Here is a 12,176-nt window from a genome sequence, read left to right on the forward strand (position 1 = left end):
GAATATGACGGACAAGCGGACCATGAGTGCAAAACCAGCAGAAAAGGCCGAAAATGACGGTGCAAATCTCCGTCTTGGCCAATTGCGACTGCTGATTGCGCTTGATGCGCTTCTTGTGGAAGGCAGCGTCGGCGGCGCGGCCAAGCAGATGGGATTGAGTATTCCCGCCATGAGTCGCCTGCTTGGACAGATTCGCGAACATTTCGACGATCCGATCTTTGTCCGCTCCGGTCGCGCCATGATCGCCACGCCGAAGGCTGAAGCTCTGCGCGGGCGCTTGCGCCGTCTGGCCAATGAAGCGGACGCCTTGATGAAGCCCGGTTCTGAAAACGCGCATGTGTCGGCCTGCACCGGCCACCACGGGTGGAACCGCAGCGCCATCGCGCCGCCGCCGCCATTGACCATCCGCAAGGTGACGGACTTGGAGAACCATCCGTCGGCGGAATATACCGCCGCTCAGTTTGCCGATATCCAGAGCGAAAACGATCCGACACGGCGACTTGCCAAGTATATTGCCGTCGTTGGACGCAAGGTGGGGCACACCCGCCCGCTGGAAACGCACGAGGCCGAAGATGCCTTCACGACGATATTTGCTGGTGAAGCTGACCCGATGCAGATCAGCGCGCTTCTGCGCTTGATCCATTACCGCGGACTGACCGCGCCGGAGCTTGCAGGCATGGCGCTGGCGTCGGGCAAGTTCTACGCTTCCGATGCCAGCATCAACACGCCAGCACTTGACTGGCCTGCCTATCTGTCTCCGAATTCCGCGCAGTCGCCATGGTTCATGCTGGCTGCATTGCTTGTCGCGCGCGCCGGTTATCCGGTGCTCATGCATGGCAGTTGTGGTGTGGGTGAATTGGCAGGCAAGTTGGAGATTGCGGCGGAAGCGATCAATCTGCCCATTGCCACATCGCATGAAATGGCGGAAGGCGCGCTGAGAGCACATGGTATATGCTTCATGCCGATGGCCGGTTTTGCACCGCAAGTGCAGGCGCTGCTGGCGCTTTATCCGCTGTTCGAATCCCGTTCATCGGTGAACAGTCTTGTGCACCTCTTGAACCCGCTGAGGCTCAAATCGTCGTTTCTTGGCGTTTCCCAGCCAGCCTATCGCGAGCTGCACCGCGATGCGGCTGGGCTGCTCGACATGCAGTCGGTTTCGGTCGTCTCGACCAGCCGCGATGTGGCGGAACTCGTTCCGCATCGCAAGCACACCATATATCGTTACGTGCAGGGGCAATCGAGCGCATTGCAACTGCCAACGCTTTCCAAGGAAAGCAGTGACAAGCATTCAAGCCTCAGTTCGTTTGAATATTGGCACGGCGTGTGGACAGGTGCGGCGGTGGACAAGCGCGCCGAAGGCACGGTCATTGCAACTGCGGCTATGGCCATGATGACGGCTTCTGCCGCTGATAATGACAGCTATAATGCGTTCCGCCAGAAGGCCGCCGATTTGTGGCGCAACCGCCATTCCGGCAATACATAAGCCGAAAATTGGTAGGGGTTAACCCCAATATCTAGACCGCATCCTCCGTCCTATTATCCCCCTGTCAAGCAAATGGGGAGGATTTGCCGGAGGAGCGATACGTGCGAACTGATGGGCCAGGTTCTGGCATCCGTTCAGCCACGACCCACCCCGTCCAGCGTCCTTTCAAGCTGACTCACCACACCACCGCTTCAAGGCGTGCAGTGCGCGTATCCGCGCCGGTCAAGCCTCCCCATTTGGCGTCTGGTGCGGCGACCTGAGGAAGATCAGAAAGGACCCACTATGTCCAAGAAGAAATGCGCGATCATCGGTTCCGGCAATATTGGCACGGATTTGATGATCAAGGTGATGCGCACGTCGAAGAATATCGAGATGGGCGCAATGGTCGGTATCGATCCGAATTCGGATGGTCTGGCACGCGCTGCACGGCTCGGCGTGCCGGTCACCCATGAAGGCATCGACGGCCTGATGCGTATGCCAGAATATCGCGATATCGATATCGTGTTTGATGCAACCTCGGCCAAGGCGCATCTGCATAATGACGCGCTGTTGCAGAAGGACGGCAAGAAGGTCATCGACCTGACGCCTGCCGCCATCGGCCCCTTCACGATTCCCGCCATCAATGGCGATGCCAATATCGACGAGCCGAACGTCAACATGGTCACATGCGGCGGCCAGGCGACGATCCCGATGGTCTATGCCGTCAAGCGCGCCACCGACCGCGTGGTCTATGGCGAAATCGTCGCTTCGATCTCGTCGCGTTCGGCTGGTCCCGGCACCCGCGCGAATATCGATGAATTCACCGAAACCACGTCGAAGGCGATCCGTGATCTGGGCGGCGCCGAACGCGGCAAGGCGCTGATCATTCTCAACCCTGCCGAACCGCCGCTCATCATGCGCGATACGGTTTTTGTTCTGTCGCAAGGCGGCAGCCGTGAAGCCATCGAGGCTTCAATTGCCGAAATGGTCAAGACGGTTCAGGCCTATGTGCCGGGCTATCGCCTGAAGCAGAAAGTGCAGTTCGAAGTCATCGGCGACAATGCGCCGGTTCGCGTGCCGGGCATCGGGCTCGTATCGGGTCTGAAGACGACCATCCTGCTCGAGGTGGAAGGCGCTGCACATTATCTGCCTGCCTATGCCGGCAATCTCGACATCATGACATCCGCTGCATTGGTCACCGCCGATCATTGGGCAGCAAAAGCGCTTGCCAAGGAGGCTGCATAATGGCCCGCTCCAATCCCGATAAGCTCTATGTGCAGGATGTCACGCTGCGCGACGGCATGCATTCGATCCGCCACCAATACACGCTCAAGGATGTCGTCGCGATTGCGAAGGCGCTGGATGCAGCCAAGGTCGACGCGATTGAAATCACTCATGGTGACGGCCTTGCCGGTTCGACCTTCAATTACGGTTTTGGCCTGCATGACGATGTCGAATGGATCGGCGCAGTTGCCGATGCCTGCGAGTATGCCCGCGTCACCGTGTTGCTCATTCCGGGCATTGGCACGGTGCATGATCTGAAGGCAGCCTATGGTGCCGGTGCGCGTTCGGTTCGCGTTGCAACCCATTGCACCGAGGCCGACGTGTCGCGCCAGCATATCGAGGCTGCGCGTGAATTGGGCATGGACACGATCGGCTTCCTGATGATGTCGCATATGGCCGAGCCGGAAAAGCTTGTCGAACAGGCGAAGCTGATGGAAAGCTATGGCGCGGAATGCGTCTATGTCACCGATTCGGCAGGCGCGCTGTTGCCCGAGCAATATACGCTTCGCGTGAAGGCGCTGCGCGATGCGCTGCGGCCTGAAACTGAAATCGGCGTTCACACCCACCACAATCTGACGCTCGGCGTTGCCAATGCCGTTGCCGGTATCGAAGCAGGCGCTGTGCGCGTTGATGCATCGCTGGCAGGCATGGGGGCAGGGGCTGGCAATGCGCCGCTTGAAGGTCTGATCGCCGTGCTCAACCGCAAGGGCATCGATACGGGTTGCGACCTCTATGGCCTGATGGATGCTGCCGATGATCTGGTGCGTCCGTTGCAGGACCGTCCGGTGCGTGTGGACCGTGAAAGCCTCTCGCTTGGCTATGCGGGCGTCTATTCGAGCTTCCTGCGTCATGCGGAAAACGCCTCGAAACTCTATGGCGTCGATACACGCGAAATCCTCATCGAACTTGGCAAGCGCCGCATGGTCGGCGGTCAGGAAGACATGATCATCGACGTCGCGCTCGACATTCTTAAAAACAAGGCCGCGTAAGCGGCCCACTCAGGAGGAAATGCTATGACCGTCTTGGAGGGCGCGGCTTCTGCACGCGTAGAAAAAGACACTTTGATTACCGATGGCGACCGCCGTCGCGCGCTGATTGGCAGCGCGGTTGGCAGCACCATCGAATGGTATGACTACTTCCTTTATGGCACCATGTCGGCCATCGTGTTCGGAAAGCTGTTCTTTCCGTCAGACGACCCGGTCACCAGCCAGCTTCTGGCGCTTGCCTCTTTCGCGCTGGCCTTTTTGATCCGCCCCATCGGCGGCATTCTGTTCAGCCATATCGGCGACCGTATCGGCCGTAAGAAGACGCTGGTCATCACCCTTTCCATCATGGGCGTATCGACGGTGTTGATCGGCCTGATGCCGACCTACGCCACCATCGGCGTGTGGGCGCCGATCATCCTGACGCTGTTGCGTCTGTTGCAGGGCCTCGCCCTTGGCGGCGAATGGGGCGGCGGCGTGCTTCTGGCGGTGGAATATTCCCCGCGTAACCGGCGCGGCTTTTATGGCGCAGTGCCGCAAACAGGCGCATTGTTCGGTCTTGCGCTCGGCAATCTGGTGACATCTGGACTTGCTCTCGGCTTCACCGAAGAAGCGTTCCTGTCTTATGGCTGGCGCATTCCGTTCGTGCTGTCCATCGTGCTGGTCGCCATCGGTATGTGGATCCGCAACACCGTTGATGAAACCCCGTCTTTCAAGCGCGTGGCTGCGGCCAATACCGCGAAGAAAGTGCCGCTGTTCGAAACGCTGACCAAGCATTGGCGCGCAGTTCTCATCGTCATCGGTGCGAAGTTCATCGAAACCTCGACCTTCTTCCTGTTCGCAACCTTCACGGTTTCCTATCTCGTGGGACTGGGTTTCGAGCGCGTTCACGCTCTCAATTCGGTGCTGATCGCCGCATTGATCGCTGTTCCGGTCATGCTCTATTTCGGCAGCCTGTCCGACCGTATCGGTCGCAAGAAGGTCTTCCTGCTCGGCACAGTCGCGATGGTCATCTATACCGTGCCTTACTTCTGGCTGCTCAATCAGGGTTCGTGGCTCGTGGCGACGCTCGCCGTCGTGATCGGCTTCGCCATCATCTGGTCGACCTATGGTTCTGTGCTTGGCACGTTCTTCGCTGAAAGCTTCCCGGCAGATGTTCGCTATACCGGCGTCTCGCTTGGCTATCAGGTGGGCGCAGCTATTGTCGGCGGTCCGCTGCCGCTGATCGCAACTGCGCTTTTGGCCAAGTATAATGGCAGCTATCTGCCGATTGCTGTGTTCATCGCGGCGTGTGGCGTCATCTCGTTGATCGCGGTGGCCTGCACGACGGACAGAAGCGGCCAGCAACTCGACGACTGATCTCCATCAGCAAAATTGAAGAAGCCGGCTCACGCCGGCTTCTTTTTAGCGCTTTCGCTGAATGATAATTTCTGGCGAACCAGTTCCGCCACATTCGCCACCTGCATCTTTTCCATCACGCGGCTGCGATGCACCTCAACCGTCTTGATGCTGATATCCATCAGATCAGCGATCTGTTTGTTGAGCTTTCCTGCCACAATATATTCCAGCACTTCTTTTTCGCGCTGCGTCAGGCTTTCATAACGCCGGGCAAAATCATCCGCCTGCTGGCGCATCCGTGCATTATCGCGCGCCTTGGCGAGACAGAACTCGATTCGCTCCAGCACATATTGATCGTCGAGCGGCTTTTCGATGAAATCCACCACGCCGTCGCGAAAGGCTGTGACGGCCATGGGCACGTCGCCATGGCCGGTGACGATGATGGTCGGCAGATCGACGCCAAGCGCCTGCAGGCGACGGTGCAGTTCAAGGCCGGTTATGCCCGACATGCGCACATCTGCGATCACGCAGCCGGACATGTCTGGTGATGCGACCTCCAGAAAAGCTTCCGCCGAATCGAAAGCGCGTACGGTGTATTGGCTCGATTCCAGCAGCCAGACGAGCGAATCCCGAAAGGCCTCATCGTCATCGATGACATAGACCGCTTCACTCATGCTGCATTTTCCTGACGAGCGCCGCTTACAGGCAGCGTGAAATGAAAGGACATCCCCTGAATTTGGCCTTGAGTCTGGCCATGAGTTTGGCCTTGATTTGGCTCCGCCCAGAGCCTTCCACGATGAAACTCCATGATCGAGCGACAGATATTGAGCCCCACGCCCATGCCTTCGGCCTTGGTCGTATAGAAAGGGTCGAATATTTTACCCAGCTCGTCTTCCGCAATGCCTTGCCCGAAGTCCTGCACGGTTGTTTCCACTTCCTGCCCGTCGGGGCTGATTCTGGCCGACACGACGATATCGCGTCGTGGCGCTGGCACGGCAGAGGTGGCCTCAATGGCATTTCGCAAAAGATTGAACACAACCTGCTCGATCATCACGCGGTCAGCCAGCACAGTGGGCAGGTCTTTCGCAATGTCGACCTTGATCTTGAAACCACGCCTGCGCGATTCGATCTCGGCGATGGATGCGGTCTCCTCGACAATCTCCCGCAATATTTGCGGTTGCGGGGTCGGTTCGCTGCGACGCAGAAAATCGCGGATACGCGACACGATGCCGGATGCGCGGCTTGCCTGCCGCGACGCTTTCTTCATGGCGTCGAGCAGTGCTGCTCGGTCATCGGTGCCAGCCTCCAGCCGCCGCACCGACCCCATGCAATAATTGCTGACCGCCGCCAGCGGCTGGTTCAGCTCATGGGCAAGGCTGACGGCCATTTCACCCATCGAAATCAGCCTCGCCGTCTGTTCGAGACGCAGAGCGCTGTCGCGCTCGAAGGCAAGTGCGGCTTCGCGTTCGGCTTGCGCTTTGGCTTCCTGCTCGCGCATCTTCGCTTGCAGAATCTCGAACTCCTGGCCGGTTTTCTTGAAAATCTCCACGGCGCGCGCAATATCGCCAATCTCGTCGCGCCGGTCCTGATCCTTGACCGTCAGATCATATTTGCGGCGGGTCAGCTGTCCGATTACCGCTGTCAGTCGCCCGAGCGGTCGCGTGATGCTGCGCGACAGGAGAATCAGAAGCGCCGTGGTGACAACGGCGATGGTCGCGAGAATGCCGCCAGCGCGCAGAAGCACCGCCTTGGTTTCACTGTCCACATCTTCCAGATAGATGCCGGTCGCGATAAACCACCGCCACGGTTCGAACGGCATGACATAGGCCATTTTCTCGCCGCTCACATTCGTATTTGGCTTGGTGAATTCATAACGCACCACGCCGCCGCCGGACTTGGCGGTGTCGATCTGCATCTGCACATAATGGCGGCCTTCGGAATCGACCAGTGTGGACGCGTCGGTGCCTTCAAGATCGGGGCGGATCGGCAAAAGCACGGAATTGCCGTCGAAATCGTCGATGAAGAAATACTCGTCATTGGCATAACGCAGCTTGCGCAGCGTTTCGACGGCATTGTGCTTGGCCGCAGCTTCGCTGATCTCGCCGCTTTGGAAGCGATCATATTCTTCCTGAATGATCTTGCGGCCGATTTCGGTCAGGTTGCGAACCATGGTGACACGGTCATCGATCATCTGTTCGCGCAGCGCATGCACCGTCACGGCGGCCATGACCAGCAAGCCGATCAGGCTGACAAGGCTCGACAGAAGAAGTTTGGAACCGATACCCAATTTGATTCTCATGATGAAAGTTCGCTACCGCCGATAGAAGCGGTCAGCCCGCAATTCTCGTTTCGATCCACTGTTGCAGCAGCACGGCGGCGTTGGCAACCGGCGGTGAACAAGGATTTTTTCCGGTGCCGGGGTCTATCAACTTTGTGTCATTTGCCCTAGATCATCAAGGAATACGATACAGATTATCAGCCGTTGTCGTCGAAATGCCGCGACAACCAAATATGCCGGGTTCCAGCCTGTTTGCAGTGGATGCCTCCCTATTGCCACGCGACAGGCCAGCTGGTTGCATTTCTGAAGGGCCTAAAATGGAAAAAGCAGATATCGGAATGGTCGGTCTTGGCGTGATGGGTTCCAACCTGGCGCTGAATATAGCCGAGAAAGGCTACACGGTTGCTGTCTATGATCGTGACGAGCCCGTGCTGAAAGCTTTCCTCGATAAAGCTGGTCCGCTGCGCGACAAGATCATCCCTTGCGCCACCTTCGAAGAACTGGCGGAAAATACGCGCAAGCCGCGCCCGTTCATCTTCCTCATCAAGGCAGGCGCGCCTGTCGACGCTGAAACGACCCGCCTCAAGGCCCTTCTCGAGAAGGGCGATATCATGATCGACGCGGGCAATTCCGATTATCGCGACACGGTCCGCCGCCTCAAAGCTCTCGGCCCGAACGATCCGACCTTCGTTGGTATGGGCGTTTCCGGCGGCGCTGAAGGCGCACGCCATGGCCCGTCGATGATGGTGGGCGGAACGCCGGAAGCCTATGAGCGCATCGCGCCGATCCTTCTGGCTGCCGCCGCGAAATATAAGGGCGAGCCGTGCTGCGCGCTGGTCGGTCCCGACGGCGCGGGCCATTTCGTCAAGACGATCCATAATGGCATCGAATATGCCGACATGCAGATGATCGCCGAAATCTACGGCATCCTGCGTGACGGTCTCAGCCTGTCGGCTCCGGCCATTGGCGATGTGTTCGAAAAATGGAATTCCGGTCCGCTCGATTCCTATCTGATCGAGATCACCGCCAAGGTTTTGAAGACCACCGATCCGGAAAGCGGCAAGGCGATGGTCGATATGATCCTCGACGAAGCCGGGCAGAAGGGCACCGGACGCTGGGCCGCCATCGAAGCGCAGATGCTGGGCGTTCCCGCAACGGCAATCGAAGCTGCGGTTGCGGCGCGTTCGCTTTCGTCGCTCAAGATAGAGCGTGAAGAAGCGGCAAGCATCTATAAGCCTGCGCCACGCACGCTTGATGTTGCTGATCACACCAAGTTCCTTGCCGATCTGGAGCAGGCACTGCTTGCTGGCAAGATCGCGGCCTATGCGCAGGGTTTTGCCGTGATGGAAGCGGCCTCGAAAGAGCATGGCTGGAACATTCCGCTGGCCACGACGGCCCGCATCTGGCGCGCTGGCTGCATCATCCGTTCGGAACTGCTGGATGATATCGCCCAAGCCTTTGAAGGCAATGAAAGCCGCAACCTGCTACTGGCCCCGGCTTTTGTCGGGCGCATGCAAAAGGCATCCAAGGGCTTGCGGAACATCGTTTCCAAGGCTGCGATTGCTGGCTTGCCGGTTCCCGCACTTGCATCGGCGCTCAACTATTTCGACAGCTACACGCAGTCGCTGGGTACGGCCAATCTCATTCAGGGTCAGCGCGATTTCTTCGGTTCGCATGGTTTCAAGCGCATCGACAAGGATGGCGATTTCCACGGTCCGTGGGGCGAATGATCGCTTCCTTGTGGCATTGCATTAAAAAAGCCGCCCAATCGGGCGGCTTTTTGTTTGCGGTTATGCTTTGTCAGGTTGCATCAAGATAGGGCTTCAAGGGCATATCATCATGCGTAGGGACAGTCTGCCGTTCGATCATGTGGTGAATACGGGGAGGGCCGTCGCCGCGATGCAATTCATCAAGGTGCTTTGCGACCTCGGCATCCGCATGGGTCAGTCGCTGACTGTGGCGAATATACTCAATCCAGGTCGGCACGTGGTAGCTTTCCGTCCAGATGCGCGGGTTCTCCAGATCGCGCAGCAATACCCACTGCTTGGCGCCGTCACGAATTCTGGTGCGCCGCCGCAGCGCCATTGTGGCAAGGAACTCCGGCACGTCTTTCTGGTCGATGAAATAATCGACCATCACCATGATGGGGCCGCTGCGTGCGCGCAGGTCGAGCTGCAATTGCGGTTCGCTGAATGCGTTGGTCGGATCGAGATTCAATGATTCGAAATTGGGCTGACGCAGGATAAAGCCGAGCAGCCCGCCGACAATCAGTACGGCGCTTGCGATAAACAGCGCGCCCGATACGCTTTGCAGATCGGCCAGTTCACCCCAGACCCAGCTTCCCAGGGCCATGCCGCCGAAGGTCGCCGTCTGGTATAGCGACAAGGCGCGGCCAACGACCCAGCGCGGGGTTGAAAGCTGGACAGTCACATTGAACAGTGAGAAAGCCTGCACCCATGCCATGCCGGCTGGCATCAGTAGAAGGCAGCTCAACCAGACCCGGTTGCTCATGGCGAGGAAGAAACAGCTGACAGCGAGCGCGAAGAACGCGCCGCGGATTACCCATTCATTGCTGAGAATATCGCGTACCCGCCCGATCAGCAGCGCACCGCAGATCGCGCCGAAGCCGAAAAAGCCGAGCATAATGCCATAGGTGATGGCAGTGCCCTGCACCTGATCACGCGCAACGAGCGGCAGGAGCGCCAGAATCACCACGGCGCTGAAGCCGAAAGCGAATGAACGCACCATCACCTTCAACAGATTGGGTGACATGGTCACATAACGAAAGCCCGCTGACATGGCGCTGCCGAAGGATTCGCGCGGCAGCGGATTGCGCGGCGTCACTTTCTTCCAGCGGAAAAGCGCGAAGATCAGGGCGAAATAGCAGAACACGTTAAAGAGAAAGGCAAAGGCTGCGCCAGCCGTCGCAACGATGATACCGCCAATGGCCGGGCCGATGCTGCGCATGAGATTGTAGCTCATGCTGTTGAGCGCGACCGCTCCCGGCAGATGTTCACGGGGAACGATGTCGCCCATCGATGCCTGCCAGGATGGATTATAGAGCGCGCCGCCGCATCCGATCAGAAATGTGAGGCTGAGCAGCAGCCAGGGCGTCAACAAATTGGAATAAGAGAACAATGCCAGCATTGCGGAAAAGCACAGCATCATCATCTGTGCGATCAGCATGATGCGTCGGCGGTCGTAATTGTCAGCCAATGCCCCTGCAGCGAGCGAAAAGATCATCACCGGCAAGGTCATGGACGCCTGAACGAGCGCCACCATCCCGTGAGAGGTGGTCAGGCTGGTCATCAACCAACCGGCGGCGACACCTTCGATCAGTCCTCCCAGGTTCGATACCAGAGTTGCCGACCAGAGAGAGCGGAAAGTCCGGGACTGAAAGGATTTGAGCGGAGAGGCGCTTTTGGGCATGGCGATTTTCTGCATCTACAGGCTTGGCTCCGAGCCGTTAGAAGGAGACTCGGTGCAAGCGCTTCGGCGGGATGCAGACGAAAGTATAATGAATTGCGCGCTTCGGGAACAACGGAGTAGGATTTTGCTCTTCACTGAACAAGACAGGGTGAAATATCCCGTCGTTCGGGTTCCAAGGAGAATCCGCTCGCATCATATGGCGCTATTGTACCGTTCTTCCTTATATATAGCAGTGTGAATGACGCCGTCCGCTCCGCACCAGGCGCGATACATGCCTTCGCTGTTCATAGGCAGGCTGATATTGCCTTTGCGATCCACGGCAATCAGCCCACCTTCGCCACCGATTGTCCCCAGTTCCCGCATAACATCGCCCGCAGCTTGCTGCAGAGCCTGACCGGCCCAGCGCATGCGCGCGTCAATCTCATGCCCCACCGCCCAGCGAATGAAATATTCGCCATGTCCTGTTGCCGATATGGCCGCTGTCGCATCGTCAGCCCAGGTTCCGGCACCAATGACTGGGCTGTCCCCGACGCGTCCTGGTGTTTTGGCGGTCATGCCGCCCGTCGATGTGGCCGCCGCCAGGTGGCCTTGGCGGTCGCGTGCGACAGCTCCGACGGTTCCGTGCTTGCGGGCGGGATCGTCGTCACCAGACAGCCTCTGGTTTCGTCGGTCCATGACAGCTTTAAGCGCAGCCAGACGTGGTTCGGTCGAAAACCAGTCCGGTGACATCATTTCAAGATCGGCTGTTTCGCAGAATTGCTTTGCGCCTTCGCCCGCGAGAAAGACGTGTTCAGTCTTCTCCATGACCGCGCGGGCTGCAAGAATCGGATGCCGTGGCCCGCAGATGCCGGAAATCGCACCGCAGTTGCGTGTCGTGCCATCCATAATGGCTGCGTCCATCTCGTGAGTCGCATCCGAGGTAAACACAGCACCCCGTCCGGCGTTGAATAGAGGATCATCTTCAAGCGCCATGACCGCCGCTGTTACGGCATCGAGCGCTGTTCCGTCTTTCTGAAAGACGTCGAGACCCGTTTGAAGGCACGCTTTAAGGCTGGTGTGAAAGGCAGCTTCGCGTTCCGGTGTCATCTTGGACTTGATGATGACACCTGCGCCGCCATGCAATGCGATAACTGGCGTGAATTCGGACATGAGGCAGTCCTTTATATAGATGTGTGCAGTGAGTAGTCCGCCTAAGCTAGCAGACAGATGCGATCCTCTGCCAACCATATAAAGCCACCGGTAATCGGGTGACGGCTCAGTTCTGCCCACCCAACGCAGAATCGAGTGCCTATCCTGCCTAAGAAGAGGTAAATTTCAGTCTTTATCCCTGTGGAAAAGAAAACTGGATTTTTATTGATCTAGGCGTTGACAGTTTGAGAGTTGGGGGCCTATATAGCGCCAC

General features: G+C 58.1%; 9 protein-coding genes. 5 read left to right on the top strand and 4 right to left on the bottom strand.

From position 1 onward, the window contains the following. The first annotated feature begins 22 nt into the window (after nucleotides 1–22). The 4 genes from FHW03_RS23905 (at nucleotide 23) to FHW03_RS23920 (ending at nucleotide 5,088) form a co-directional block, all read left to right on the top strand. On the top strand, nucleotides 23–1,483 hold the full coding sequence (locus FHW03_RS23905) for a glycosyl transferase family protein (protein ID WP_377515623.1): 1,461 nt from the start codon (nucleotides 23–25) through the stop codon (nucleotides 1,481–1,483). Between the two features lie 282 nt (nucleotides 1,484–1,765). After that, nucleotides 1,766–2,707 (top strand): acetaldehyde dehydrogenase (acetylating), encoded by a 942-nt coding sequence (locus FHW03_RS23910; RefSeq protein ID WP_113534992.1) that lies wholly within the window; start codon nucleotides 1,766–1,768, stop codon nucleotides 2,705–2,707. Next, on the top strand, nucleotides 2,707–3,735 hold the full coding sequence (gene dmpG / locus FHW03_RS23915) for a 4-hydroxy-2-oxovalerate aldolase (protein WP_182522934.1): 1,029 nt from the start codon (nucleotides 2,707–2,709) through the stop codon (nucleotides 3,733–3,735). Before FHW03_RS23910 ends, dmpG begins: the two co-directional genes overlap by 1 nt. A gap of 24 nt (nucleotides 3,736–3,759) precedes the next feature. After that, a complete protein-coding gene (locus FHW03_RS23920) occupies nucleotides 3,760–5,088 on the top strand; it encodes an MFS transporter (RefSeq protein WP_182522935.1) in 1,329 nt (442 codons plus the stop codon). Between the two features lie 29 nt (nucleotides 5,089–5,117). On the opposite strand, the gene FHW03_RS23925 is transcribed toward FHW03_RS23920, so the two are convergent. After that, complete coding sequence (locus FHW03_RS23925; protein WP_182522936.1) at nucleotides 5,118–5,741, bottom strand: response regulator; 624 nt, start codon at nucleotides 5,739–5,741, stop codon at nucleotides 5,118–5,120. Then, on the bottom strand, nucleotides 5,738–7,366 hold the full coding sequence (locus FHW03_RS23930) for a cache domain-containing protein (RefSeq protein ID WP_182522937.1): 1,629 nt from the start codon (nucleotides 7,364–7,366) through the stop codon (nucleotides 5,738–5,740). The genes FHW03_RS23925 and FHW03_RS23930 overlap by 4 nt, the downstream gene beginning before the upstream one ends. A gap of 296 nt (nucleotides 7,367–7,662) precedes the next feature. Here FHW03_RS23930 and gndA point away from each other — a divergent pair, with 296 nt between their 5' ends. Further along, complete coding sequence (gene gndA / locus FHW03_RS23935; RefSeq protein WP_182522938.1) at nucleotides 7,663–9,075, top strand: NADP-dependent phosphogluconate dehydrogenase; 1,413 nt, start codon at nucleotides 7,663–7,665, stop codon at nucleotides 9,073–9,075. 70 nt (nucleotides 9,076–9,145) lie between these two features. On the opposite strand, the gene FHW03_RS23940 is transcribed toward gndA, so the two are convergent. Together FHW03_RS23940 and FHW03_RS23945 are read right to left on the bottom strand one after the other, a co-directional pair. Further along, nucleotides 9,146–10,774, bottom strand: a complete 1,629-nt coding sequence (locus tag FHW03_RS23940) for an MFS transporter (RefSeq protein WP_182522943.1) — start codon at nucleotides 10,772–10,774, stop codon at nucleotides 9,146–9,148. A 192-nt stretch (nucleotides 10,775–10,966) separates the two neighbouring features. After that, nucleotides 10,967–11,923 (bottom strand): isoaspartyl peptidase/L-asparaginase, encoded by a 957-nt coding sequence (locus FHW03_RS23945; protein WP_182522939.1) that lies wholly within the window; start codon nucleotides 11,921–11,923, stop codon nucleotides 10,967–10,969. Nucleotides 11,924–12,176: the final 253 nt, after the last annotated feature.

Origin of the sequence: Ochrobactrum sp. RH2CCR150 (assembly GCA_014138095.1) — a bacterium.
GTDB classification, from domain to species: domain Bacteria; phylum Pseudomonadota; class Alphaproteobacteria; order Rhizobiales; family Rhizobiaceae; genus Brucella; species Brucella gambitense.

What these genes read in the sequence shown, in the direction of transcription:
- FHW03_RS23905 (WP_377515623.1), top strand. Translation starts at nt 23, where the DNA reads ATGAGTGCAAAACCAGCAGAAAAGGCCGAAAATGACGGTGCAAATCTC.
- FHW03_RS23910 (WP_113534992.1), top strand. Translation starts at nt 1,766, where the DNA reads ATGTCCAAGAAGAAATGCGCGATCATCGGTTCCGGCAATATTGGCACG.
- dmpG (WP_182522934.1), top strand. Translation starts at nt 2,707, where the DNA reads ATGGCCCGCTCCAATCCCGATAAGCTCTATGTGCAGGATGTCACGCTG.
- FHW03_RS23920 (WP_182522935.1), top strand. Translation starts at nt 3,760, where the DNA reads ATGACCGTCTTGGAGGGCGCGGCTTCTGCACGCGTAGAAAAAGACACT.
- FHW03_RS23925 (WP_182522936.1), bottom strand. Translation starts at nt 5,741, where the DNA reads ATGAGTGAAGCGGTCTATGTCATCGATGACGATGAGGCCTTTCGGGAT.
- FHW03_RS23930 (WP_182522937.1), bottom strand. Translation starts at nt 7,366, where the DNA reads ATGAGAATCAAATTGGGTATCGGTTCCAAACTTCTTCTGTCGAGCCTT.
- gndA (WP_182522938.1), top strand. Translation starts at nt 7,663, where the DNA reads ATGGAAAAAGCAGATATCGGAATGGTCGGTCTTGGCGTGATGGGTTCC.
- FHW03_RS23940 (WP_182522943.1), bottom strand. Translation starts at nt 10,774, where the DNA reads ATGCCCAAAAGCGCCTCTCCGCTCAAATCCTTTCAGTCCCGGACTTTC.
- FHW03_RS23945 (WP_182522939.1), bottom strand. Translation starts at nt 11,923, where the DNA reads ATGTCCGAATTCACGCCAGTTATCGCATTGCATGGCGGCGCAGGTGTC.